Below are 25,688 nucleotides of genomic sequence, written 5' to 3' on the forward strand. Positions count from 1 at the left end.
AGATGTCCATAATGGAAGCCGACCTGCACACCCTTAAAATTAACGATCCCTTTCTTGGCAAGTATCAGCAGCTGGTGCGCGATGTGGTCATTCCCTATCAGTGGGATGCGCTCAACGATCGCGTGACGGAGGCCGAACCGAGCCATGCCATCACCAACTTCCGCATTGCTGCGGGTCTGGAGAAAGGCGAATTCTACGGCATGGTGTTTCAGGACAGCGATGTGGCGAAATGGCTCGAAGCCGTGGCGTGGTCACTGTGCCAGAAGCCCGACGCAGAACTGGAAAAAACCGCCGATGAGGTGATTGAGCTGGTCGCGGCGGCGCAATGCGAAGATGGCTATCTCAACACCTATTTCACGGTAAAAGCCCCCGAAGCGCGCTGGACGAATCTGGCTGAGTGCCACGAACTCTACTGCGCCGGACATATGATTGAAGCCGGCGTGGCGTATTTCCAGGGCACGGGGAAGCGCCGTTTGCTGGAAGTGGTGTGCAAGCTTGCCGATCACATCGACACGGTGTTTGGTCCAGGCGTTAACCAGCTGCACGGTTACCCCGGTCACCCGGAGATTGAACTGGCGTTGATGCGGTTGTACGACGTCACGCAGGAGCCACGCTACCTGGCGCTGGTGAAATACTTCATCGAAGAGCGCGGGGCACAGCCGCATTTTTACGATATCGAATACGAAAAGCGCGGCAAAACGTCACACTGGAACACCTATGGCCCGGCGTGGATGGTGAAAGACAAAGCCTATAGCCAGGCGCACCAGCCGCTTGCGGAGCAACAAACGGCAATTGGCCATGCGGTGCGTTTTGTCTATCTGATGGCAGGCATGGCACATCTGGCACGCCTGAGTCATGACGAAGGTAAACGTCAGGATTGTTTGCGGTTGTGGAACAACATGGCCCAGCGTCAGCTCTACATTACCGGTGGGATCGGCTCGCAGAGCAGCGGCGAAGCCTTCAGCAGTGATTACGATCTGCCCAACGACACGGTGTATGCCGAAAGCTGCGCCTCGATTGGCCTGATGATGTTTGCCCGTCGGATGCTGGAGATGGAGGCAGACAGCCAGTACGCCGACGTCATGGAACGGGCGTTATACAACACGGTATTAGGCGGTATGGCGCTTGACGGAAAGCATTTCTTCTATGTGAATCCGCTTGAGGTGCACCCTAAAACGTTGTCGTTTAACCATATCTACGATCACGTTAAGCCGGTTCGCCAGCGCTGGTTTGGCTGCGCGTGTTGCCCACCAAACATCGCACGGGTGCTGACCTCGCTCGGTCATTACATCTATACCGTTCGTGAAGACGCACTGTTTATCAACCTGTATGTGGGGAACGACGTCGCTATCCCGGTTGGCGATCACAAGCTACAGCTGCGTATCAGCGGCAACTATCCGTGGCATGAGCAGGTGAAAATCGACATTACCTCTCCGGTGCCAGTGACTCACACGCTGGCTCTGCGCCTGCCGGACTGGTGCGCTAACCCGGAAATTGCCCTTAACGGCGAAGTGATAACAGGGGAAGTGACCCGGGGGTATCTCTATCTCACCCGTCGCTGGCAAGAGGGAGATGCCATTACGCTAACGCTACCCATGCCGGTTCGCCGTCTGTACGGCAATCCACAGGTACGCCAGCAGGCGGGTAAAGTCGCTCTGCAACGTGGCCCGCTGGTTTATTGTCTGGAAGAGGCCGACAACGGCGCGAATCTGCATAACCTCTCCCTGCCTGAAGAGAGCACATTCCGGGTCTTTGAAGGAAAAGGGATTTTCGCCCATAAGATGCTGATTCAGGCGGAGGGCATCGGTTGCCTTGCAACTGATTCGGATGCGTTGTGGCAATACGATCGCTCACCGGTGCAGCGTCAGCCTCAGACATTAACCTTTATTCCATGGTTTAGCTGGGCAAACCGCGGTGAAGGGGAAATGCGGATTTGGGTGGATGAGGCGTAATTCCTTATAGCCTGCTGCCCTCACCCACGGGAGAGGGCAATAATCAGGGCAGCACTCGACGTGCTGCCTCTGCCAGGAAGGCACTCCGGTTGCTAAACTGGGGATGTTCGTTGACAAAGGAATCGATCTTAACCAGCAAACGACGGGGCATGGTGATATTAATACGCTCAGCTCTACCGTCAAACTGCTTCATATTAATGTCCACCAGCAGCCACTGCCCACCGATAAAATCACCGGGTGTTGCCTCAAGATGTGCCTCAACATTACCGGGCAAAGGGAGCTCTTCATCACTTTCGAACAGCGTTTCAAAGTGAGCAGTCAACGCCGCACGAGCGTCCTGAAAAGCGTCATCCAGAGAATCTCCCGCAAAAAAACAGCCTGGCACATCAGGAAAAAAGCCACTGGCGCTTCCGTTGAGGTCAGAATGAATATAAGCCGGATAAAACATAACTTCTCCTGATATCAATGTTTGATGCCCGCCTGCCGCCAGATTTGCGCGAGAGTTCCAGGTTTAATGTCTTTTTTAGGATGAGGAACTGTTACCAGCCCTTTATATACCGGATGGCGGAACTGATGATGGCTTCCTTTCGTTCTTATGCATTTCCAGCCATGACCGACCAGAATGGTAATGACGTCCGCACTTTTCACATCCTGATCCTTCGAGGATTATACACATTATACACACGAAACTTACCGAGTGAGATCACGTTAGCGCAGAGATGATCTGAGTGCAGCAATGTGTTTTCAGAACAGGAAGAGACGATGAGAAAAGAAAGTGCAATACACGATGTTACTAACGAAGATGCGGGGAATGTCGCAATAAAATGCCTGGCGGCGCTACGCTTGCGCGGGCCTGAAGCCGTATCGTAGGCCGGGTAAGGCGGAGCCGCCACCCGGCAAAACATAAGGCTGACAAACCAGATAAACGCAACAGCACCAGGCAATCAGAGAGGCTGCCCCCTTCCGTGGGGACAGTGTTAAGCCATCAGAAACGCCAGGTCATGCCCGTCATCAACGCGAAGCTGTCGTCACGGTCGATCATCGGGCTGTTCTTCACATCGTCAGGCAATACGGTGTACACCGCGCTGGCATTCAGGAACAGGCTTTGGGTCAGTTGGTATTTTGCGGCAAGGCCAACGTACGGTGTCCAGCTGTCACCCGCCGTGTATTCATCCAGCCCGGTGCGACGAGATTCGTTGCCGGACACGCCGTAGTAGTAATCGTTGTAACTCTCATCGCTATAGAAAATGCCCACTGACGGCGTCAGAATCAGACGCTCCATGCGAATCGGGTGGAAATAGGACACTTCGCCCATCACACCACCGCTTTCATCCATCGCATCACCAGAAACGGCGAATTTCAGGCTCCCCCAGCTTTCGTGGCGATAGTATGCCCCCCCCAGAAATGCCGACGCTTTACGCTCATCAAGGTTTTTCATCTGATGGTCGTCGTTATCATCTGGGTCGAAATGCAGCGGCATCCAGGTTGCCGTCAGGCTCAGTTCATTTTTGCCATCTTTCCACAGGATCCATCCTCCCGTGGTCTGACGCACATAGAACCGGTCGCCTTCATAGCTAATTAACGGTACTGCGGTGGTATTTTCGTTATACCCTTTGTAAGGCGATTCATTAAATACAGCTCCCGCCCCTAGTGAAAAGTCACCGGCCATCGCGGATGATGTTGCAAATAACGTGGCGGCGATGAGTAAATTCTTATTAATAGTCATTCCATGCAATCCATTTAAACGCCAAACAAGCGAGGCGAATAATAATGGTTACAAATTTACCAATGCAACGCTGCTGTTTATATAATATTATATATAAAATCATATAGATGGGTGCGCATGATGAGTAACCTGCAATTGAAGCCGCGTGAGTTAAAAATCATTTCTGTCATCGCCGCAACGCACAGTATTGGTGACGCCGCCGCTCTGTTAGGGATGGCACAAGCCAATGTGAGTAAATATCTATCTGATTTTGAAACCCGTGTTGGACTCAAAGTATTTGAGCGCACCACTCGCCAGCTGTCACTCACGCAGTTCGGCGAGGCGTTGTTACCCTACGTTAATGCTTCACTGGATAAAAATAGCCAACTCATTAATTTTATTGCTGATTACAAGCATGAAAAACGAGGAAAAGTGACGATCTACGCCCCGACGGGCATCGTCACCTATCTGGCTCGCTATGTCATTCACAAGATTGAAGATCCAGGCGATATTCATATTTCGCTAAAAACCTATAACCTTGATAGCAACGAATTTTCCGAGGGTGTTTCATTTCCTGACGATTGCGATATTTTAATCACCTATGCTCAACCGAAAGATGAAAATTTAGTCGCAAGCATATTAACAAAATATTCCGTCACGGCATTTGCCTCTAAAGAATACTTAAAGCTCCACCCTATCAGCGGCCCTGACGATTTAATCAATCACTCATGTATATTAATAGACTCGATGCTGGTTGACGATGCTAACATTTGGCGTTTCCGGGCGCACGGCAGTGAAGGCGCGCGCGACTATAAAGTCACCGGAAATTATATTTGTGATAATACCCAGACGGCACTGGAGCTTGCGAGAAATAACCTCGGCATTGTTTTTGCCCCGAAAGAGAGCCTGAGAAAAGAGCTCACTCATGGCATGTTAGTCCCCTGTTTTCCGCATCAGGAGGAGTGGTGGCTCGATCTTACGGCCATATTCCGCAAACGCGAGTACCAGCCCTGGCGCGTGCAATACGTCCTGGACGGCGTACTGAACTGCCTTCGTCAGCAAATTGCTCAGGCCGCCCATGGGCGACCTGAGCTGGGTGATTAAAACAGTCCCAGCGGTTTATCAGAGTAGCTGACCAGCAGGCATTTCGTTTGCTGGTAATGTTCCAGCATCATCTTGTGCGTTTCGCGGCCAATCCCCGATTGTTTGTACCCGCCAAACGCCGCATGTGCCGGATAAGCGTGATAGCAGTTTGTCCACACGCGGCCAGCCTGAATGCCACGTCCCATCTTATAGGCCAGATTGCCGTTACGGCTCCAGACACCCGCCCCTAAGCCATATTGCGTGTCGTTGGCGATCTCCAGCGCCTCCTCCATGGTTTTGAAGGTCGTCACCGCCAGCACAGGGCCAAAAATCTCTTCCTGGAAGACACGCATGTTGTTCTTGCCGAACAGGATTGTAGGCTCCAGGTAATAGCCTTCATTCAGCTCGCCGCCCAACACCTTACGTCGCCCACCCGTGAGAACATCAGCCCCCTCTTTCTTACCGATATCAATGTAGTTCAGGATGGTCTCCAGCTGCCCATGCGACACCTGCGCCCCCATCTGGGTGACGCTATCCAGCGGGTTACCACTACGAATAGACTCCACGCGGCGGATCGCGCGCTCCATAAAGCGCTCGTAAATAGATTCCTGAACCAGCGCCCGGCTCGGGCAGGTGCACACTTCACCCTGGTTGAAAGCAAACAGCGCGAAGCCTTCCAGCGCTTTGTCAAAGAAGGCATCTTCTTCATCCATCACATCGGCAAAGAAGATATTCGGGGACTTGCCACCCAGCTCCAGCGTTACTGGAATAATGTTCTGGGTCGCGTATTGCATGATCTGCTGGCCCACTTCCGTCGACCCGGTAAAGGCCACTTTGGCAATACGTTTTGAGGTCGCCAGATATTCACCAATTTCGCCCCCGGCACCGTTCACCACGTTGACCACCCCCGGTGGCAACAGATCGCCAATCACTTCCATCAGCAACAGCACCGACAGCGGCGTTAAGCGCGCAGGTTTGAGCACAACACAGTTGCCTGCCGCCAGTGCCGGAGCCATTTTCCAGCTCGCCATCAGCAGCGGGAAGTTCCACGGAATAATTTGCCCGACCACACCCAGCGGTTCGTGGAAATGGTAAGCGACCGTTTCGCTATCCACCTCACTTATTCCCCCCTCCTGCGCACGGATACAGGACGCAAAATAGCGGAAATGGTCAATGGCCAGCGGGACGTCCGCCGCCATGGTTTCACGGATAGGTTTGCCGTTGTCCCAGGTTTCTGCCGTTGCCAGCAGCTCCAGGTTCTGTTCCATTCGATCGGCAATTTTGAACAAAATGGCGGCTCTGTCCTGCACAGAGGTATGCCCCCATTTGTCTTTCACCTTGTGTGCTGCATCCAGCGCCAGATCGATATCCTTCTTCCCGGAACTGGCAATTTCACACAGCGGCTGGCCGGTAACTGGGGTCAGATTCGAATAGTACTCACCGTCGACGGGCGCAACCCAGTCGCCGCCTATAAAGTTGTCATAACGGGGTTTTAACTTGAGAGGGAAACCATACTCGCCAGGCTGAATACGCGATGAGGGAGAATTGTTTGTCATGACCGTCTCCTTGCTGTTGGTGTACAACAAGGGTAGTTCGGACTGGCGATTTTCTCGCCAGTCCATCCTGGGTTTACGACAGGGGTCACATCGCAGCGCGGTAAATCGCCATGATCTCTTCGTGGGTTGCCTGAACAGGGTTAGTGAACCCACAAGCATCTTTCAGGGCGTTGGTTGCCAGCACCGGAATATCCTCTTCTTTGACGTTCAGCTCGCGCAAACCCGCCGGGATATTCACCTTACGCGCCAGGGCGCGAATTTCCACGATACAGGCCTGCGCACCCTGTTCGTCGGTCATTTTGCTGACGTCCGCCCCCATTGCGCTGGCGCAGTCCCGCAGACGGGCAGCGGCAACCCGAGAGTTGAAGACCTGAACGTGTGGCAGCAACACCGCATTGCAGACGCCGTGCGGCAGATCGTAGAAGCCGCCAAGCTGGTGCGCCATCGCATGTACATAACCCAGCGAGGCATTGTTAAAGGCCATCCCGGCAAGGAACTGCGCGTAGGCCATCGCCTCGCGTGCCGCCGTATTGCTGCCATCTTCAACGGCATGGACAAGGTTTTCGGCAATCATGGTGATTGCTTTCAACGCGCAGGCATCCGTGATGGGGGTTGCGGCAACGGAAACATAAGCTTCAATGGCGTGGGTCAGAGCATCCATACCTGTCGCCGCCGTCAGTGAGGCCGGCATCCCCGCCATCAGCGATGAGTCGTTAACAGAAAGCACCGGGGTAACGTGTTTATCGACAATCGCCATTTTAATATGACGCGCTTCATCGGTAATAATACAAAAACGCGTCATTTCAGAGGCCGTGCCCGCGGTGGTATTAATGGCAATCATCGGTAATTGCGGTTTTGCAGAACGATCCACGCCTTCATAATCGCGAATATCACCGCCATTAGCGGCCACCAGCGCAATACCTTTTGCGCAGTCATGCGGCGAACCACCACCGAGAGAAATAACGCAGTCGCAGTTATTGTCCTTTAATACTTTAAGACCAGCGGCCACATTTCCCGTGGTGGGATTAGGATGTGTCCCGTCATAAACCACGCTGGCAATATTTCGTTCTTTCAGTGCATTTTGAATATCCGTCGCCATACCCAGCTTGTTGAGCATGGCATCAGTCACAATCAGCGCCCGGCGCCAGCCGTAGTCGCGCATGGTATCCATTGCGCTACCTAATGATTCAGAACCAATAATATTCACGGACGGAATATAAAATACGGATGCAGCCATGATATTTCCTCGAAGAGATAAAAAAGTATCGGCAGCATACGGAAAAGATTATTTAAAAAACATGATCAATAACTTGTTTTTGCGTGCATTCTCGCAGGCTTAATATATTTAAGCCTGCGAGGGTGTTAATTAATATATAAATCTATTTCAATCTATTCTGTTTCTGTATTAATTCCTGGTTTTGTTTCAGGAAATAATAATGAATCGCGTAATAAATGGTCATTACCACGACGACGGGTAAAACCAATGCGGTTGAAATATTCCAGGATCTGAATGGCCAGCTTGCGCCCCACGTTCAGTCGATCGCGGAAATCGGCCGCACAGGTTGAGCCTCGCTCCTGATCCAGTTCGCGGATCAAATTCGCGAACGCCACGATGCGATCGTTGCGGTAATAACGATCTTTCACGATCGCCACAATCAGCCCCTGCTGAGCCGCATGGCGCAACACCTGGCGCATCAGCATTTCATCGGTGCCGGTATGATGGGCTAAATCGCGCACCCACCAGGGTTCATCCGCAAACAGTGGCGCGACTTTCTGCCACACCGCCTGCTGTTCAGCCGTAAAGCCCGCTTTATGATCCGGCAGATGCAGCCAGCCGTGATGACTGTTGATCACCCCGCTTTCGCGCATTTTTTCAATCAGTAACAGCACCAGCGCGTCGTCTTCCATTGGCAGCGCCATGCGACGTAAGCGCTCGCGACCCGGACCGGGTTCGTCCTGATGCTGTTCATGATACGTGGCGAGCGTGCTGAGCACCTTACGTTGCCAGCGCGCCGCAATCGGTGCATTTAGCAAGCTGTATCCGGCCTGGATAAAGCCCGGCTCTTGCGTCAGCTGACGCAACCCCTCGCCGCTCAGCTGGCGAGCCCAGGCGAAATCCGCCAGATTCACGGCACCACGCTCAAGATGCACGGCCAGCGCGTCAGCATCCCCTTTCGCTTGTGTCAGTGCCGCAAGCCATTGCAGATATTCCGGCTTACGTTTTCCGCGGCGTGGCGGGTTTAGTGTGACCACGCGGGCCCCGGCAAGCGTGGTTTTAGCAGAAATGTCCCGCAGCACCAGTCTGTCGTTATCCGCCAGCCACAGCGGGGTATCAAACACCAGCTCAGCCAGGTCGTTCTCCAGCAGTGATACGCGCCCGGTCACGTGGCTGGCGGCATGGTGGATATGCAGCGGTTGCCACTGTGTCAGAGGCGAATGCATCTGAAGCGCAACAATGACGCGCTCAGATGGCTCGGGCGGTGCATCAGAGAGCAGCCAGTCGCCACGCTTCAGCTGTTCTTTTTCGGCATCGCCCGCTATATTCAGTGCGATGCGTTGCCCGGCATGAGCATGTTCAACCGGCTGATTTTGCGCGTGAAGTGCACGTACACGCATTGGCTTGTTAACGCCTGTCAGCCATAAGGTATCGCCCACGCTGACTTCGCCGCTCAGCGCCGTTCCCGTCACCACCAGACCCGCCCCTTTCACAGTGAATGCGCGGTCGAGCGCCAGGCGAAAACTGTGATGGCTGGCCTGCTCGCGGGATGCAAGGTGTTGCAGGTGGTCACGCAGAGCGTCAATCCCGCTCCCCTGGGTGGCGACCGTCACAAATAACGGAGCATCGGCAAAACCGTATTCACGCAGGATGGCCTGCACTTCTTTGCGCACAGCATCGATGCGCGCTTCATCAACGCGGTCGGCTTTCGTCAGCGCAACCGTCAGTTGCGGATTGCCGGTCAGTTGCAGGATCGCCAGGTGTTCGCGCGTTTGTGCCATCACGCCGTCATCGCACGCCACCACCAGCAGCGCATGGTCAATACCACCTACGCCCGCCAGCATGTTGGAAAGAAACTTTTCATGGCCAGGCACATCAATAAAGCCCAGCACGCGGCCATCGGGTTGCGGCCAGTAGGCATAACCCAAATCGATGGTCATCCCACGTTTTTTCTCTTCCGGCAGGCGATCGGCGTTTACGCCCGTAATGGCCTGCAATAAGGTGGTTTTGCCGTGGTCAACGTGACCGGCGGTGGCAATAATCATTTCGACATCATCTCCAGAAACCGCTCTTCATCTTCAAGACAGCGTAGATCCAGCCACATTCGGCCATCATAAATACGTCCAATTACCGGTACTGGCAAGGTGCGTAACCGTGCAGAAAGCGCCTCAAGCTGGCTACCTCTGCCGTCGCGCGGGGTGAACGTAAGTGCTGCGCTGGGCAACCTGTCTACCGGCAGCGAACCACTGCCAATCTGGGACTGACAGGATTCGACACGCACGTCAAAATCGGGGTAATGCTGTGCAACCTGGGCCAGAAGCAACTCTCCCTGGGCACGAATCGAAGCCGCATCACGCGTCAGTAACCGCAGGGTGGGCAGGCGTTCGGCGAGCTTCTCCGGGTGGAGGTAGAGCCGAAGCGTCGCTTCCAGCGCCGAGAGCGTCATTTTATCCGCGCGCAGCGCCCGCTTCAGTGGGTGTTGCTGTAGACGGGCAATCAGCTCGCGCCGCCCAACAATAATCCCCGCCTGCGGCCCGCCCAGCAATTTATCACCGGAAAAACTCACCAGGCTCACGCCGGCCGCGATCATCTCCTGCGGCATCGGCTCTTTTGGCAGGCCGTAATGGCTCAAATCCACCAGCGAACCGCTGCCAAGATCGGCCACTACCGGCACGTTTAGCTCGCGCCCAATCTCTGCAAGTTCGGCTTCTTCAACCGTGTGAGTAAAGCCTTCAATCTGGTAGTTGCTGGTATGTACTTTCATCAGCAACGCGGTGTTTTCATTCACTGCCGCGCGATAGTCTTTCGCGTGGGTGCGGTTGGTGGTGCCCACTTCATGCAATGTACACCCGGCCTGACGCATCACGTCCGGGATGCGGAACGCACCGCCAATCTCTACCAGCTCACCACGCGATACCACCACCTCTTTGCCGCTTGCAGTCGCCGCCAGCATCAGCAGCACCGCCGCCGCATTGTTATTCACGATACAGGCATCTTCCGCACCTGTTAGCTGGCAAAGTAAGTCCGCCAGCGCCCTGTCGCGATGCCCGCGCCCGGCACCGTCGAGATCGTACTCCAGCGTAACGGGCGAGCGCATGGCCTGCGCCACCGCGCTGACGGCTTCTTCAGCCTGCTGGGCACGGCCCAGATTGGTATGCAAAACGGTCCCCGTCAGATTAATAACCGGGCGCAGCGTGTTTTGCGTATTCGCTGCCAGCCGCTTTTCAACCTCCAGCCCCCAGTGTACAGCCCAGTCTGGCAACGCATTTTCTGCCCGAATATGTTCCCGGGCTTCTTCCTGTAACGTGCGCAGCATATCTACCGTTGCGCGATGGCCGAACGTTTCCAGAACGACCAGGAAGTGAGGATCACGAAGCAGACGATCGGTTGCGGGAATGCGGCTGTAGAGAGAAAGATGAGTAGTCATGAAAGCGCCTGGCAATGGGTTATCATCCCCCCTCCCGACGGGAGAGGGAGTCGATGTGAAGAGGGATTGTACAACCTCCCGAGCCGAAGTGTTATAACCCGAATCAAGCCTTAGGCGGTTCAGTTTGGGCAAAACTCTCACGCTGGAAGAGCGTTTCGGCAAGCTTCACCAGCAGCGGGCGCTCTACACACCAGCCAGGAGAAACACGACGGAAATTGAGATAGCCGATGGCGCAGGCAATAGCGATCGTCGCCAGGTTCAGGCTATCACTCTGGATGATGCCATCCCGGATTAGCTGCTCGCACATATCCAGGCTACGGCTGATTTTTTCGCGCTGACGCACCAGCTCCGTTTCTGATTGCTGTGCAGCGGGTCTTGCCTGCTCACGTACGGAAGCCAGCGCCGCATCCATAATGCCATCGGCCAGGGCTTCAATCTGTTTCACCGCCAGTGCCGCTTTCGCATCGGCCGGAAGCATGGCTGGCGCCACGTCCAGCAGTTCGATGTATTGCGCAATGATGGGAGAGTCAAACCAGTACTCGCCATCATCAGTTACCAGCGCCGGGACTTTCCCTAGCGGATTGAACCGGGCAACGCCATTTTCGGCGTTATAGGGCTGTTCATTGACGAATTCAAATTCAATCCCTTTCTCCAGCAGAAGAACCGAGATTTTACGCACGAAGGGACTGGTATAGCTGCCGATAAGTTTCATTGCCTGATCCTGAATGCCCACAAAGAGGTCAGTATGGATCAAGCAATGAAAAAAGGCAGGTATGCATATCGCATTCCTGCCCTGGAGAGATTAGTGATCGAGATAGAGGTAGTGCATCCAGCTGGTCATACGCAACAACACTTTACGCATGACGGAAACATGCGAGAAATGGTCGGAATAAACCGCCACCTGAGCATAAATACCGTCTGGTAATGCATCGACATCAGCATTCGGGTCAAGCTCAATCGTGCCCAGCACGCCGTCCGTACCCGGAACGACCGTCAGCGATTGCAACGCACCCTGGGCCTGATAAGAACCGCCCGGAACCACTGGCAGAATGCTGGTGAGTTTACCGGAGAACACCTGTCCTGGTAGTGCATTGAATACCACTTCAGCTTCATCACCCGGTTTCAGACGCAGTAACGAGTTCTGACGGAACTGGGCAACGATCTGCCGTTTCTGTTCAGGAATAAACACCATCACCGGTCGCAGCGGCAGCGCCGCTGCGTATGTCCCTGGGCGAATTAAAACCTGCGTGACATAACCGTTACTCGGTGCACGGACGATGGTTTGATCAAGGTTGTATTTGGCTTCAGCAAGCTGGGCGCGCAAGGAGGCTACCTGAGATTGCTCTCCGTTAACCATGCTGTCTAACTGACTCTGGATCTGCGTCTGTTCAGCCACAGAGCCTTTCACCAGCGCATCCTGTGCCAGATAGTTCTGGCGTGCGTTATCGATATCGCTTTCAGAGAATGGGTTAACCTTCGCCTGGCTGCCTTTCAGATAACGCTGATAATCTTTATACAGGCGGTCACGCTCAGCAGACACTCGCGTGGTATTGGCGACGGCCTCCGAAAGCTGTGCTTTCAGGTTATCGATATTGTGCGTGGCGGTCACCAGGTCTGCTTGCAGTCGGTCGACGCGTGCCTGGTAGCGGCCTGGATCCAGTTTAAATAACACTTCGCCTTTTTTAATGAGCTGGTTATTTTTATCCGTAACCTCACTCACTATACCCGTAACCTGCGGCGTAATGGGAATCGAAATAACCGCTTTTTGCGCCGTAAAGGTATATGGGTGGTTATAGTTCATTAATAAAATGAGTCCCGCAACAATAAACACCCCACCTAATGTCGCGGTGGCGAGCGTCCACTGGTTTACAGGAATACGGAATATCTTAAAAATTGCCCAGGCAAAAGCCACATAGGTCAAAATAATCAACAGATCCATGATCAGTGCTCCGACGTATTCTTATCTGCTGGCGATTGAGCGACAGCCAGTTTTTGTTCTAATTCGGCCACGCGTTTGGCCAGAGCATCCATGCCGGGGACCTCATCAGGCTTTGTGATATGGTTCTGCATGCCCCAGCCACGATCTTCCTGGTACAGCGTTGCCCAAATCCATAAAAACGGCCAAATGGCATGGAGCGTAAACAGGCTTATCCACCCGGCGGTATGGATTGCATCAGCATGGGGATGATTGCGTTTTTTGGCCATATTATAGGGAATATCATGAATAGCGATGATTCCGTAAAACAGAACCAGGAACACGAAAATTAACACGCCCAGCGCAAAGTAGTTGAGAAACATATTCCCCTCACTCAAGCAACGATAACTCATTAAATAAATAAAATAATAAGCACACAAATTAAATTAATTTAATCGCAATACCTGAAATTATTTTCAGGGCCGCAGAGTATGGTTTTTTATTATATCTCCATGCAAGTTTATAAGCGTGTCAAAATATATCCTGAATAATAATAAACTTAACCTTACATATGAGCGTAATCCAGGTTTTCACTTTTCGCCATAACACACTCGCACATGCATTTTTTCGCTTTAGATGCTCTTTTATTACATCCTGGCTGTGAACTGAAAAACAGAGTTTGCCGTTGATCACATCCAGAGAAATCTGCATAAAAATTTTTTGTGAATCCAATCACATTACAGAAACAAACTGGCGAACATCAAATGTGACAAACATCACAAAACACTGTGCTTTTTGCGCTTTTTACACGCGTTGAGTTTTTTTTGCACATCGCTTTTGTGACGCAGATCACTTCATTAAATACCACACCCCCTACATTTACGTGACTAAGATCACACAAAATTTCGCTGTCTGGACAGTTGAACGATTCAGTGCCAGATTTCACAGCATGAACAGGGCCCGGCTACCTCTGCCGCCGCACATTAACGATAAACCTCGGGCCGCAAGCCTAAGCGTAAACATAAGAAGGGGTGTTTTATGTCATCCGATTTCAAGATCAAAGTACAAAGCTTTGGTCGTTTCCTCAGCAACATGGTGATGCCAAATATCGGCGCGTTTATCGCGTGGGGTATCATCACTGCATTGTTCATTCCGACAGGGTGGTTGCCTAACGAAACGCTGGCGAAGCTTGTTGGCCCAATGATTACTTACCTGCTGCCGCTGCTCATCGGTTTTACCGGTGGTCGTCTGGTTGGCGGTGATCGTGGCGGTGTGGTGGGTGCTATCACCACCATGGGTGTGATTGTCGGTGCGGATATGCCGATGTTCCTCGGTGCGATGATTGCCGGTCCTCTGGGCGGTTGGGCAATCAAGAAATTCGACGTCTGGGTTGATGGTAAAATCAAATCCGGCTTCGAAATGCTGGTGAACAACTTCTCCGCTGGCATCATCGGTATGATCCTGGCGATTCTGGCCTTCCTCGGCATTGGCCCGGCAGTTGAAGTGCTGTCCAAAATTCTGGCAGCAGGCGTTAACTTCATGGTTGCGCACGACATGCTGCCGCTGGCGTCTATCTTTGTTGAACCGGCGAAAATCCTGTTCCTTAACAACGCCATCAACCACGGTATCTTCTCACCGCTGGGTATTCAGCAGTCTCATGACCTCGGGAAGTCTATCTTCTTCCTGATTGAAGCGAACCCAGGTCCGGGTATGGGTGTTCTGCTGGCGTACATCTTCTTTGGCCGTGGCAGTGCAAAACAGTCTGCGGGCGGTGCGGCTATCATTCACTTCCTGGGTGGTATCCACGAAATTTACTTCCCATACGTGCTGATGAACCCACGTCTGATCCTGGCCGTTATCCTCGGCGGTATGACTGGCGTGTTCACTCTGAGCGTGCTGGGCGGTGGTCTGGTTTCTCCAGCCTCTCCGGGCTCTATCCTGGCCGTGCTGGCGATGACCCCGAAAGGCGCTTACTTCGCTAACATCGCGGCTATCTGTGCGGCAATGGCAGTCTCCTTCGTTGTCTCTTCTATCCTGCTGAAAACCAGCAAAGTGAAAGAAGAAGACGATATCGAAGCAGCAACCCGTCGTATGCACGACATGAAAGCGGAATCCAAAGGCGCGACCCCGCTGGCGGCGGGTGATGTGTCTAACGATCTGAGCCACGTACGTAAAATCATCGTTGCCTGCGACGCCGGTATGGGTTCCAGCGCAATGGGTGCGGGCGTGCTGCGTAAGAAAGTACAGGATGCCGGTCTGAGCAATATCTCTGTGACCAACAGCGCGATTAACAGCCTGCCACCGGATGTTGACCTGGTTATCACGCACCGCGATCTGACCGAACGCGCTATGCGTCAGGTGCCACAGGCGCAGCATATTTCGCTGACCAACTTCCTCGACAGCGGCCTGTATACCAACCTGACTGAACGTCTGGTTGCGGCACAACGCCACGAAGACAACGAAGTGAAAGTCCGCGATAGCCTGAAAGACAGCTTCGATGCGAACGACAGCCACCTGTTCAAACTGGGTGCGGAAAACATCTTCCTGGGCCGTACTGCGACCCACAAAGAAGAAGCCATTCGCTTTGCGGGCGAGCAGCTGGTGAAAGGCGGTTACGTTCAGCCTGAGTATGTTGACGCCATGCTGGAACGTGAAAAACTGACCCCAACCTACCTGGGTGAATCCATCGCGGTTCCGCACGGTACGGTTGAAGCGAAAGACCGCGTACTGAAAACCGGCGTGGTGTTCTGTCAGTATCCACAGGGTGTACGCTTCGGTGAAGAAGAAGACGACATCGCCCGTCTGGTGATTGGTATCGCCGCTCGCAACAACGAGCACATTCAGGTGATTACCAGCCTGACCAACGCCCTGGATGACGAATCAGTCATCGAGCGTCTGGCAAGCACCACCAGCGTGGAAGAAGTGCTGGCACTGCTGAACAAGTAAGTTCCAAACTATCCCCTCTCCCTTTGGGAGAGGGTTAGGGTGAGGGAAATGCCTCACCCCAGCCCTCTCGGGTAAAAACATTGATGAAGGTTAACACTATGAAAGCATTACATTTTGGCGCAGGTAATATTGGTCGTGGCTTTATCGGCAAGTTGCTGGCAGACGCGGGCATTACGCTGACATTCGCCGATGTGAACCAGGTGGTGCTAGACGCCCTGAATGCCCGTCATAGCTATCAGGTTCACGTCGTGGGAGAAAACGAGCAGGTCGAAACCGTTTCTGGCGTGAATGCGGTAAGCAGCATCGGTGATGACGTGGTTGATCTGATCGCAAGCGTTGACCTGGTGACCACGGCGGTCGGCCCGGTTGTGCTTGAACGTATCGCCCCTGCGGTGGCGAAAGGTCTGGCAAAACGTAAAGCGCAGGGTATTGATACCCCGCTGAACATCATCGCCTGTGAAAACATGGTTCGCGGCACCACGCAGCTGAAAGGCCACGTTCTGGCCGCCGTGGCCGACGAAGATAAAGCCTGGGTTGAAGCGCACGTTGGCTTTGTTGATTCCGCCGTTGACCGTATCGTTCCGCCGTCTGAATCCGCCACCAACGACCCGCTGGAAGTGACCGTTGAAACCTTCAGCGAATGGATTGTCGATAAAACACAGTTTAAAGGCGCGCTGCCAACCATCCCGGGGATGGAATTAACTGATAACCTGATGGCATTTGTCGAACGTAAACTCTTCACGCTGAACACCGGTCATGCTATAACCGCGTACCTCGGAAAATTGGCCGGTCATCAGACCATCCGTGACGCGATTCTCGATGAGAAAATCCGCGCTGTGGTAAAAGGTGCAATGGAAGAGAGCGGCGCGGTGCTGATCAAACGCTACGGTTTTGATGCTGAAAAACATGCAGCATACATCCAGAAAATCCTCGGTCGTTTTGAAAACCCGTATTTGAAAGATGACGTTGAGCGCGTTGGCCGTCAGCCACTGCGTAAACTGAGCGCGGGCGACCGCCTGATCAAGCCACTGCTGGGCACGCTGGAATACGGCCTGCCGCACGCCAACCTGGTGAAAGGGATTGCCGCTGCTATGCACTACCGCAGCGAGCAAGATCCGCAGGCGCTTGAGCTGGCGAAACTGATTGGCGATGAAGGCCCGCAAGCTGCGCTGGCGCAGGTTTCAGGCCTGGATGCCAACAGCAACGTGGTTGTGGAGGCGGTTAACGCATATAACGCAACCAAATGATGCAGAATGCGGCGCAGGTTATCCTGCGCCCAGATAACAGATTGTCAGATATGCAGGCAATAATGGAACAAACCCAGGCCTTTGAAAATCGTGTGCTTGAGCGTCTGAATGCTGGCAAAACCGTACGAAGTTTCCTGATTGCCGCCGTCGAGTTATTAACCGAGGCGGTGAATATCCTGGTGCTTCAGGTGTTTCGCAAAGACGACTACGCGGTAAAATATGCTGTAGAACCGTTACTGGACGGAGACGGACCGCTGGGCGATTTATCCGTGCGTCTGAAGCTGATTTACGGCCTTGGTGTGCTCAGCAGGCCAGAGTATGAAGACGCTGAGCTGTTAATGGCGCTGCGCGAAGAATTAAATCATGACGGTAATGAATATGGCTTTACCGATGACGAAATTCTGGGGCCCTTTGGCGAGCTACACTGCGTCACCGCGCTGCCTCCGGCACCGCATTTTGATAACAGCGATCCTGAGCTGTATGCGATGCAAAAGCTTCGTTATCAACAGGTTGTCCGTTCTACCATGGTCCTTTCCCTGACTGAGCTGATTTCCCGAATCAGCTTAAAAAAAGCGTTTCAGAAGTAAGCCTGCGCACATTGGTGTATCCTTCCCTGTAAATCCCCCGTTTTTAGAGTCATTTGTGATGAAAGAAGTCGAAAAGAACGAAATTAAACGCCTGAGCGACCGTCTGGATCTGATCCGCCACCAGCAGGCCGATCTCTCTTTGGTTGATGCCGCTGAGAAATACGCTGAGCTGGAAAAAGAGATCGCCACGCTGGAAACCGAAATCGAGCGCCTGCGCGAAGTCAAAGGCCAGAAGCTGAGCAAAGAAGCGCAGAAGCTGATGAACATGCCGCATCGTCGTGCGATCACCAAAAAAGAACAGGCCGATATGGGCAAGCTGAAGAAAAGCGTGCGTGGCCTGGTCGTCGTACACCCGATGACGGAACTCGGCCGCGAAATGGGCCTGAAAGAGATGACGGGTTTCTGTAAGACTGCATTCTGATAATTCCCCCTCTCCCCGTGGGAGAGGGCCGGGGTGAGGGCATCAGGCCCCACCCGCTTCAAATTGGCCCAACCAATTCATCAAACATCCCTCCCCTGGTTCACACTTCCATAATCTTTGCTCACAAAACCATTGCTCACCGATAACATCTGATTAACCATTCATTGTCATTCACCCTACATCACACTATTGGAAGGACCACTTTTACACAGACTGTGACGCCGAGATGAGCGTAGACTCACCGCGAAACTGACTGTGCGGTCCCCTGGAGACCTGCATGAGCCTCTGGCAACAAAACTACGATCCGGCCGGGAATATCTGGCTTTCAAGCCTGATCGCATCGCTACCGATCCTGTTCTTCTTCTTTGCGCTGATTAAGCTCAAGCTGAAGGGCTACCTTGCTGCAACATATACCGTAGCCATCGCCCTGATGGTCGCATTGTTCTTCTACAAAATGCCGGTCGATCATGCGCTGGCCTCTGTGGTGTACGGCTTCTTCTACGGGCTGTGGCCGATAGCGTGGATCATCATCGCCGCGGTCTTTGTCTATAAAATCTCGGTGAAAACCGGGCAGTTTGACATCATCCGTTCGTCGATTCTCTCGATCACCCCCGATCAGCGCTTACAGATGCTGATTGTCGGTTTCTCCTTCGGCGCGTTCCTTGAAGGGGCTGCTGGTTTTGGCGCCCCTGTTGCGATCACGGCGGCGCTGCTGGTTGGTCTTGGTTTTAATCCACTTTATGCCGCTGGCCTGTGCCTGATCGTAAACACGGCGCCGGTCGCGTTTGGTGCGATGGGGATCCCGATTCTGGTTGCCGGGCAAGTCACCGGGCTGGACAGCTTTGAAATCGGCCAGATGGTGGGTCGTCAGTTGCCGTTCCTGACCATTATCGTGCTGTTCTGGATCATGGCGATTATGGACGGCTGGCGTGGCGTGAAAGAAACCTGGCCTGCGGTAATGGTGGCGGGCGGTTCGTTCGCCATTGCTCAGTTCCTCAGCTCGAACCTCCTAGGGCCGGAACTGCCGGATATTATCTCTTCCCTGGTTTCGCTGGTTTGCCTGACGCTGTTCCTCAAACGCTGGCAGCCGGTACGTATTTTCCGCTTTGCAGATATGGGTGCATCGCAGGTTGATCAAACGCTGGCGCGCACCGGGTATACCGCGGGTCAGGTCATTCGCGCGTGGTCACCGTTCCTGTTCCTGACCGCAACCGTTACGCTGTGGAGCGTGCCACCGTTTAAAGCGTTGTTTGCCCCAGGCGGTGCGCTGTACGACATGGTGATTAACATCTCCGTACCGTTCCTCGACAAAATGGTCGCCCGTATGCCGCCGGTGGTGCACACCGCCACGCCGTATGCCGCGGTCTATAAATTCGACTGGTTCTCCGCGACCGGCACGGCCATCCTGTTTGCGGCTATCCTTTCTGTCGTGTGGCTGCGCATGAAGCCATCCGCAGCGGTACAGACCTTTGCAAGTACCATTAAAGAGCTGGCGCTGCCGATTTACTCCATTGGCATGGTGCTGGCATTCGCGTTTATCTCGAACTATTCCGGCCTGTCATCCACGCTGGCGCTGGCTCTGGCGCATACCAGCCACGCCTTCACCTTCTTCTCGCCGTTCCTCGGCTGGCTGGGGGTGTTCCTGACGGGTTCAGATACATCGTCTAACGCCCTCTTCGCCGCACTTCAGGCAACTGCCGCGCAGCAAATCGGTGTCTCGGACGTGCTGCTGGTCGCAGCAAACACAACGGGCGGCGTCACCGGCAAGATGATCTCCCCGCAATCCATCGCCATTGCCTGTGCAGCGGTGGGCCTGGTGGGTAAAGAGTCGGATCTGTTCCGCTTTACCGTCAAACACAGCCTGATATTCACCTGTATGGTCGGTGTGATAACTACCCTACAGGCCTATGTCTTAACCTGGATGATTCCATGATAGTGATGCCCAGACGCCTGTCCGACGAGATTGCTTCTCGCGTGCGGGCGCTGATTGAAGAACAACAGCTTGAAGCGGGCATGAAATTGCCCGCCGAGCGCCAGCTTGCCGCCCAACTTGGGGTATCGCGTAATTCACTGCGCGAAGCGCTGGCAACGCTGGTTAACGACGGCGTGCTGCTGAGTCGCCGCGGCGGCGGCACCTTTGTGCGCTGGCAGCACGATGACTGGTCTGAGCAAAACATTGTTCAGCCGCTCAAAACGCTGATGGCAAACGACCCCGACTACAGCTTTGACATCCTTGAAGCGCGACACGCCATCGAAGCCAGCACGGCCTGGCACGCGGCGATGCGGGCCACAGAAGCCGATAAAGAGAAACTGCGGGCCTGTTTTGAGGCAACCCAAAGCAGCGACCCGGATATCGCTTCACAGGCCGATGTCCGTTTCCATCTGGCGATTGCTGAGGCTTCCCATAACGTGGTGCTGCTCCAGACCATGCGGGGGTTCTTCGACCTGCTGCAATCCTCCGTGAAGCAGAGCCGCCAGCGTATGTATCTGGTACCGCCGGTGTTTGCTCGACTGACCGAACAGCACGAGGCGGTGCTTAACGCCATTCTGGCCGGTGATGCCGATGCCGCGCGCAAAGCGATGATGGCGCATCTGGGCTTTGTGCACACTACCATTAAACAATTCGATGAAGATCAGGCCCGACAGGCGCGCATTACCCGTCTGCCTGGCGACAACGATATTTCCAGGGAGAACAAAGCATGATTATTTCAGCAGCCAGTGACTATCGCGCCGCGGCGCAACGCATTTTGCCGCCATTCCTGTTCCACTATATCGACGGTGGGGCGTATGCCGAACACACGCTGCGTCGTAACGTGGCAGACCTGTCAGAAGTGGCCCTGCGCCAGCGCGTGCTGAAAAATATGTCTGACCTGAGCCTTGAGACGAAGCTGTTCAATGAAACGCTCTCGATGCCTGTGGCGCTCGCCCCTGTCGGCCTGTGCGGCATGTACGCCCGCCGTGGTGAAGTACAGGCGGCCGCCGCGGCAGATGCCAAAGGCATTCCGTTTACGCTCTCCACCGTGTCCGTCTGCCCGATTGAAGAAGTCGCCCCAACCATTAAACGCCCGATGTGGTTCCAGCTGTATGTCTTGCGCGATCGTGGGTTTATGCGTAACGCGCTGGAGCGCGCCAAAGCCGCAGGCTGTTCGACGCTGGTCTTTACTGTCGATATGCCAACGCCTGGTGCGCGCTACCGCGATGCACATTCCGGCATGAGCGGCCCTAATGCCGCCCTGCGTCGCTACTGGCAGGCTGTCACTCACCCACAGTGGGCGTGGGATGTCGGTCTGAACGGTCGTCCGCACGATCTGGGCAATATCTCGGCTTATCTCGGTAAACCCACCGGTCTGGAAGATTACATCGGCTGGCTGGCGAACAACTTCGATCCGTCAATCTCCTGGAAAGATCTGGAGTGGATCCGTGAATTCTGGGACGGCCCGATGGTGATCAAAGGCATTCTCGATCCGGAAGATGCGCGCGACGCCGTGCGTTTTGGTGCTGACGGCATTGTGGTCTCTAACCACGGCGGACGTCAGCTCGACGGCGTGCTCTCTTCCGCGCGCGCACTGCCTGCCATTGCCGATGCAGTCAAAGGCGATATCGCGATTCTTGCCGATAGCGGCATTCGCAGCGGGCTGGACGTGGTGCGCATGATTGCCCTGGGCGCTGACAGCGTGCTGCTGGGTCGAGCCTACCTGTACGCACTGGCAACCCACGGTCAGGCGGGCGTGGCGAATCTGCTGAACCTGATCGAGAAAGAGATGAAAGTGGCGATGACGCTGACCGGCGCCAAATCGATTAGCGAAATCAGCCAGGATTCGCTGGTGCAGGAACTGAGTAAACTGTCTGCGGCACCAGTCCCGCTGTCGCAGGGGAATGCGGCCTAGTTCTGTGCTATTCTGCCCCCGCTATTCAAGGGGGCAACATGCTTAACATCGTTTTATTCGAACCAGAAATCCCACCCAATACCGGCAACATCATCCGCCTGTGCGCTAACACCGGTTTTCGCCTGCATATCATTGAGCCGATGGGCTTCGCATGGGACGACAAACGCCTGCGTCGTGCAGGGCTGGATTATCATGAATTTACGGCCGTGGTTCGCCATCACGACTATGCCGCGTTTCTGGAAGCAGAACAGCCGCAGCGCATGTTTGCCCTGACCACGAAAGGAACGCCTGCACACAGCGCAGTGAGCTATCAGGACGGGGATTATCTGATGTTTGGCCCGGAAACCCGTGGTCTGCCTGCAACCATTCTGGACGCCCTGCCCGCTGAGCAAAAAATCCGTATTCCCATGATGCCGGACAGCCGCAGCATGAACTTGTCTAATGCGGTGTCGGTGGTGGTGTATGAAGCCTGGCGCCAGCTGGGTTACCCTGGCGCCATTCTCAGAAGTTAAATCCCGTCACCATACTCAAACGTATGGTGAATACCGTTGAAGTGCTGATCCATATCCATCGACGGTTTATCGCTGTCTGGCTTGCCGACGATACGCGCCGGTACGCCAGCCGCAGTGGTGTGCGGCGGAACAGGCTGCAACACAACCGAACCCGCACCAATCTTCGCCCCGCGACCAACTTCGATATTACCGAGGATCTTCGCACCCGCGCCAATCATTACCCCTTCGCGGATTTTCGGGTGGCGATCGCCGCTGGTTTTACCCGTACCACCCAGCGTGACGGATTGCAGAATCGACACGTCATCTTCAATGACCGCCGTTTCACCCACAACAATGCCCGTGGCATGGTCAAGCATGATCCCACGGCCAATTTTCGCGGCCGGGTGGATGTCCACCTGAAAGGTCACCGACACCTGGTTTTGCAGGAAGATAGCCAGCGCGCGGCGGCCTTCGTTCCACAGCCAGTGACCAATGCGGTAAGCCTGAAGCGCATGGAAGCCTTTCAGGTACAGCAGCGGCGTGGAGTATTTATCGACAGCCGGGTCACGCGTGCGTACAGCCTGGATATCACAGGCGGCAGAGGCGATCATTTCCGGGTCTGCGGCGTAGGCCTCTTCTACCACTTCGCGAATGGCGATGGCAGGCATAATTGAGGAGGCCAGTTTGTTGGCGAGCATGTAGCTCAGGGCGCTGCCGAGGTTTTCGTGCTTGAGTAGCGTCGCGTGATAGAAGCTGGCCAGCATAGGCTCGCAGTCGGCCAAAGCCCGGGCTTCGGCTTTAATATTGTTCCAGACGATATCCAGTTCTTCACACGGCATTGCATACTCCAGACGATATGTTAATGACCGGCCAGTTCTTTGCTGGCCGGGTCATATAGCTAACAAGGATCCCTGCGATTAGTTACTGCTGCGCTCGTCCTTGCGCGCACGACCTAATAGGGTCAATGCTGCCTCGCGCGCATTTTTTCCGCAATACAATACCTGATAAATTTCCTCGGTTATTGGCATTTCAACACCAAAACGGTGTGCCAGCTCGCGGACTTCTTTGGTATTGCGATAGCCTTCAACCACCTGGCCAATCTTCTCCTGCGCGCTTTTCACATCGCTGCCCTGTCCGAGCATCATGCCAAAGCGGCGGTTACGCGACTGGTTGTCGGTACAGGTCAGCACCAGATCGCCCAGACCCGCCATTCCCATAAAGGTGGCCGGATCAGCGCCCAGTGCTGCGCCAAGACGGGACATTTCGGTTAACCCGCGGGTGATAAGCGCCGTACGCGCGTTCGCGCCGAAACCAATGCCGTCTGACATGCCTGCGCCGATAGCAATTACGTTCTTCACCGCACCACCCAGCTGCACGCCGATAAAATCGGGGTTGCTGTAGACACGGAAGCTCTTGCCGCAGTGCAGCAAATGCTGAAGATCGTCAGCGAAGGTCGCATCGGTCGATGCCAGAGAGATGGCCGTTGGCAGACCTGCGGCCAGCTCTTTTGCAAACGTTGGCCCGGAGATCACCGCAAGAGGAATGTCATCGCCCAGCGCTTCGCGGGCAACATCCTGGAGCAGGCGTCCGGTTTCAGCTTCCAGCCCCTTCGTCGCCCACACAATGCGTGCATCTGCGCGCATCAGCGGCTTAATCTGGCGCAGTACTTCGCCAAAGACATGGCTTGGCACCACAATCAGAATATTTCGGCTGGCCGCGAGCGCGGTCGCGAGATCGCTTTCGAGGTGCAGGGAATCAGGAAACGGAACGTCCGGGAGGAACGCCACATTGCAGCGGTCGTGTTGCAACGTCGCGATATGTTTTGGATCGTGGCCCCACAGAACCACATCGTGACCATTTCTTGCCAGCGTGATAGCAAGAGCGGTGCCGTAAGAGCCGGCACCGATCACAGTCATTGACGCATTAACAGTGCTCATCAGGCATCCTGATGTTGTTCAGCACCTTCGCCAGCCTGCTGTTGCAGATAGTTCATGAACAGCGCATCAAAGTTAACTGGCGCAAGGTTCAGTTGCGGGAATGTACCGCGAGAAACCAGGCTGGTGATGCATTCGCGAGCATACGGGAACAGGATGTTCGGGCAGTATGCACCCAGGCAATGCGCCATCTGGTTACCTTCGATACCGCCAACGGAGAAGATACCGCCCTGCTGTACTTCACACAGGAATGCAGTTTCTTCGCCCAGAGAAGCGGTTACGGTTACGCGCAGCACAACTTCATACACATCATCCGCCAGTTGGGTGGATGCGGTATCAAGATCAAGTTTAACCTCTGGTTGCCAATCTTTCTGGAAAACGTGCGGCGCATTTGGCGCTTCGAAAGAGACATCCTTGGTGTAGATGCGCTGGATCTGGAAAGTCATTTCGGTGTTGTTTTGTTCTGACATGGAAAAACCCTTTTTAATTGTCCTAAAGTCTCTTAGCGCAGCAGGGGATCGAGTCCACCACGTGCGTCGAGCGCATACAAGTCATCACAGCCGCCAATGTGCTGCGCATCAATAAAAATCTGCGGAACCGTCGTACGGCCACTACGTTGAATCATCTCTTCGCGTTTTGTCGCATCACCATCAATAGGCAGTTCCTGGAAGGTGACGCCTTTGCTGTTAAGCAGCGCTTTCGCACGGTGGCAGAACGGGCAGGTTGCTTTGGTGTAGATCTCGATATTGGCCATGACTGGGCTCCTTATTTACCGCGAACCAGAGGAAGGTTTTCCCCGCTCCAGCCGGAAATGCCTTCTTTCAGTACAGATACGTTTTCAAAGCCAGCTTTGTGCAGTGCGCTTGCAGATTCCTGCGCCTGCATCCCGGTACCGTCTACAACGATAATAGGCTGGGCTTTATGCTTATCCAGCTCGCCAATGTTGTTCGCTTTAATTTCAGCAGGCAGCAGGTTAACAGAACCTGCAATGTGGCCTTTACGGAAATCATCACGCTGGCGCAGGTCAACGACAACGGCATCTTCTTTGTTGATAAGACGCGTCGCTTCACCACGGGTAATAACCCGAATTTTGGACGTCAGGCCCTTAAAGGTGGTGAACAGCACTGCGGCCAGTAGACCAATCCACGCGATGCTCAGTACCGGGTGGCGGCTAACAAATTGCATAATTTCTTGCATGGGGGGTAACAACTCCCGTCTAAGTGATTAAAAAAACCAGGACAGGAGTATACCTGTGCGTTGTGGCAAATACAGCCAGCGACAATAAGCTAATCGATTTTCTGCGGGATGCCACGAAAAAAAA

General features: G+C 54.2%; 25 protein-coding genes. 10 read left to right on the forward strand and 15 right to left on the reverse strand.

All coding sequences use genetic code 11. The features are described 5' to 3' along the window. Positions 1 to 2: 2 nt before the first annotated feature. Complete coding sequence (locus F3J30_RS18190; protein WP_166718113.1) at positions 3 to 1,952, forward strand: glycoside hydrolase family 127 protein; 1,950 nt, start codon at positions 3 to 5, stop codon at positions 1,950 to 1,952. Positions 1,953 to 1,995: 43 nt separating this feature from the next. Here F3J30_RS18190 and F3J30_RS18195 read toward each other — a convergent pair whose 3' ends face one another. The 3 genes from F3J30_RS18195 to F3J30_RS18205 all read right to left on the reverse strand — a co-directional run bounded on the left by F3J30_RS18195 (position 1,996) and on the right by F3J30_RS18205 (position 3,678). Further along, the gene (locus tag F3J30_RS18195; protein WP_166718114.1) at positions 1,996 to 2,400 is read right to left on the reverse strand and encodes a type II toxin-antitoxin system HicB family antitoxin; all 405 of its coding nucleotides are present in this window, start codon (positions 2,398 to 2,400) and stop codon (positions 1,996 to 1,998) included. 14 nt (positions 2,401 to 2,414) lie between these two features. Beyond that, positions 2,415 to 2,600, reverse strand: a complete 186-nt coding sequence (locus F3J30_RS18200) for a type II toxin-antitoxin system HicA family toxin (RefSeq protein ID WP_014068393.1) — start codon at positions 2,598 to 2,600, stop codon at positions 2,415 to 2,417. Between the two features lie 337 nt (positions 2,601 to 2,937). Further along, positions 2,938 to 3,678 carry a MipA/OmpV family protein gene (locus F3J30_RS18205; RefSeq protein WP_166718115.1) on the reverse strand — a complete coding sequence of 247 codons (741 nt, stop codon included), beginning with the start codon at positions 3,676 to 3,678 and terminating at the stop codon, positions 2,938 to 2,940. A 120-nt stretch (positions 3,679 to 3,798) separates the two neighbouring features. Between F3J30_RS18205 and F3J30_RS18210 the strand changes: the two genes are divergently transcribed. Then, positions 3,799 to 4,761 carry a LysR family transcriptional regulator gene (locus F3J30_RS18210; protein ID WP_041162168.1) on the forward strand — a complete coding sequence of 321 codons (963 nt, stop codon included), beginning with the start codon at positions 3,799 to 3,801 and terminating at the stop codon, positions 4,759 to 4,761. On the opposite strand, the gene aldB is transcribed toward F3J30_RS18210, so the two are convergent. The 7 genes from aldB to F3J30_RS18245 all read right to left on the reverse strand — a co-directional run bounded on the left by aldB (position 4,758) and on the right by F3J30_RS18245 (position 13,237). Then, on the reverse strand, positions 4,758 to 6,296 hold the full coding sequence (aldB, locus tag F3J30_RS18215; protein ID WP_166718116.1) for an aldehyde dehydrogenase AldB: 1,539 nt from the start codon (positions 6,294 to 6,296) through the stop codon (positions 4,758 to 4,760). The genes F3J30_RS18210 and aldB overlap by 4 nt on opposite strands. A gap of 85 nt (positions 6,297 to 6,381) precedes the next feature. Next, the gene (gene yiaY / locus F3J30_RS18220; protein ID WP_166718117.1) at positions 6,382 to 7,533 is read right to left on the reverse strand and encodes an L-threonine dehydrogenase; all 1,152 of its coding nucleotides are present in this window, start codon (positions 7,531 to 7,533) and stop codon (positions 6,382 to 6,384) included. Positions 7,534 to 7,685: 152 nt separating this feature from the next. Continuing rightward, a complete protein-coding gene (gene selB, locus F3J30_RS18225; RefSeq protein ID WP_166718118.1) occupies positions 7,686 to 9,557 on the reverse strand; it encodes a selenocysteine-specific translation elongation factor in 1,872 nt (623 codons plus the stop codon). Beyond that, entirely contained in the window at positions 9,554 to 10,939 is a 1,386-nt protein-coding gene (gene selA, locus F3J30_RS18230) for an L-seryl-tRNA(Sec) selenium transferase (RefSeq protein WP_166718119.1), read from the reverse strand. Before selA ends, selB begins: the two co-directional genes overlap by 4 nt. Positions 10,940 to 11,042: 103 nt before the next feature. After that, complete coding sequence (locus F3J30_RS18235) at positions 11,043 to 11,651, reverse strand: glutathione S-transferase (protein WP_166718120.1); 609 nt, start codon at positions 11,649 to 11,651, stop codon at positions 11,043 to 11,045. A 90-nt stretch (positions 11,652 to 11,741) separates the two neighbouring features. Next, positions 11,742 to 12,878 (reverse strand): HlyD family secretion protein, encoded by a 1,137-nt coding sequence (locus F3J30_RS18240; RefSeq protein ID WP_014068385.1) that lies wholly within the window; start codon positions 12,876 to 12,878, stop codon positions 11,742 to 11,744. Positions 12,879 to 12,880: 2 nt separating this feature from the next. Further along, on the reverse strand, positions 12,881 to 13,237 hold the full coding sequence (locus tag F3J30_RS18245) for a DUF3302 domain-containing protein (protein ID WP_166718121.1): 357 nt from the start codon (positions 13,235 to 13,237) through the stop codon (positions 12,881 to 12,883). Positions 13,238 to 13,892: 655 nt separating this feature from the next. Between F3J30_RS18245 and F3J30_RS18250 the strand changes: the two genes are divergently transcribed. From F3J30_RS18250 to trmL, 8 genes are all read left to right on the forward strand, one after another. Then, a complete protein-coding gene (locus tag F3J30_RS18250; protein WP_166718122.1) occupies positions 13,893 to 15,800 on the forward strand; it encodes a PTS mannitol transporter subunit IICBA in 1,908 nt (635 codons plus the stop codon). A 98-nt stretch (positions 15,801 to 15,898) separates the two neighbouring features. Next, positions 15,899 to 17,047 carry a mannitol-1-phosphate 5-dehydrogenase gene (gene mtlD, locus F3J30_RS18255; RefSeq protein WP_166718123.1) on the forward strand — a complete coding sequence of 383 codons (1,149 nt, stop codon included), beginning with the start codon at positions 15,899 to 15,901 and terminating at the stop codon, positions 17,045 to 17,047. Further along, positions 17,044 to 17,634 carry a mannitol operon repressor MtlR gene (mtlR, locus tag F3J30_RS18260; protein ID WP_166718124.1) on the forward strand — a complete coding sequence of 197 codons (591 nt, stop codon included), beginning with the start codon at positions 17,044 to 17,046 and terminating at the stop codon, positions 17,632 to 17,634. The genes mtlD and mtlR overlap by 4 nt, the downstream gene beginning before the upstream one ends. A gap of 58 nt (positions 17,635 to 17,692) precedes the next feature. Then, positions 17,693 to 18,055, forward strand: coding sequence for a YibL family ribosome-associated protein (locus F3J30_RS18265; RefSeq protein WP_014068380.1), 363 nt, complete (start codon positions 17,693 to 17,695; stop codon positions 18,053 to 18,055). Between the two features lie 277 nt (positions 18,056 to 18,332). Continuing rightward, on the forward strand, positions 18,333 to 19,988 hold the full coding sequence (gene lldP / locus F3J30_RS18270) for an L-lactate permease (RefSeq protein ID WP_014068379.1): 1,656 nt from the start codon (positions 18,333 to 18,335) through the stop codon (positions 19,986 to 19,988). Next, on the forward strand, positions 19,985 to 20,758 hold the full coding sequence (gene lldR, locus F3J30_RS18275) for a transcriptional regulator LldR (protein WP_014068378.1): 774 nt from the start codon (positions 19,985 to 19,987) through the stop codon (positions 20,756 to 20,758). The genes lldP and lldR overlap by 4 nt, the downstream gene beginning before the upstream one ends. Next, entirely contained in the window at positions 20,755 to 21,942 is a 1,188-nt protein-coding gene (gene lldD / locus F3J30_RS18280; protein ID WP_166718125.1) for an FMN-dependent L-lactate dehydrogenase LldD, read from the forward strand. The genes lldR and lldD overlap by 4 nt, the downstream gene beginning before the upstream one ends. 38 nt (positions 21,943 to 21,980) lie before the next feature. Further along, the gene (trmL, locus tag F3J30_RS18285) at positions 21,981 to 22,454 is read left to right on the forward strand and encodes a tRNA (uridine(34)/cytosine(34)/5-carboxymethylaminomethyluridine(34)-2'-O)-methyltransferase TrmL (RefSeq protein WP_166718126.1); all 474 of its coding nucleotides are present in this window, start codon (positions 21,981 to 21,983) and stop codon (positions 22,452 to 22,454) included. Here trmL and cysE read toward each other — a convergent pair. From cysE to F3J30_RS18310, 5 genes are all read right to left on the reverse strand, one after another. Then, entirely contained in the window at positions 22,451 to 23,272 is an 822-nt protein-coding gene (gene cysE / locus F3J30_RS18290; RefSeq protein WP_008502718.1) for a serine O-acetyltransferase, read from the reverse strand. The two genes, trmL and cysE, sit on opposite strands and share 4 nt — an antisense overlap. 78 nt (positions 23,273 to 23,350) lie before the next feature. Then, a complete protein-coding gene (gene gpsA / locus F3J30_RS18295) occupies positions 23,351 to 24,370 on the reverse strand; it encodes an NAD(P)H-dependent glycerol-3-phosphate dehydrogenase (RefSeq protein ID WP_166718127.1) in 1,020 nt (339 codons plus the stop codon). Further along, positions 24,370 to 24,837: a protein-export chaperone SecB gene (secB, locus tag F3J30_RS18300; RefSeq protein WP_014068374.1), complete on the reverse strand. Its 468-nt coding sequence runs from the start codon at positions 24,835 to 24,837 to the stop codon at positions 24,370 to 24,372. The genes gpsA and secB overlap by 1 nt, the downstream gene beginning before the upstream one ends. Before the next feature lie 32 nt (positions 24,838 to 24,869). Continuing rightward, on the reverse strand, positions 24,870 to 25,121 hold the full coding sequence (gene grxC / locus F3J30_RS18305; RefSeq protein ID WP_014068373.1) for a glutaredoxin 3: 252 nt from the start codon (positions 25,119 to 25,121) through the stop codon (positions 24,870 to 24,872). Between the two features lie 11 nt (positions 25,122 to 25,132). Further along, positions 25,133 to 25,564: a rhodanese-like domain-containing protein gene (locus tag F3J30_RS18310; RefSeq protein WP_166718128.1), complete on the reverse strand. Its 432-nt coding sequence runs from the start codon at positions 25,562 to 25,564 to the stop codon at positions 25,133 to 25,135. Between the last annotated feature and the right edge of the window lie 124 nt (positions 25,565 to 25,688).

The sequence above is a fragment of the Enterobacter sp. Tr-810 genome (genome assembly GCF_011752765.1).
In the GTDB taxonomy this organism is placed as follows: Bacteria; Pseudomonadota; Gammaproteobacteria; order Enterobacterales; family Enterobacteriaceae; genus Enterobacter; species Enterobacter soli.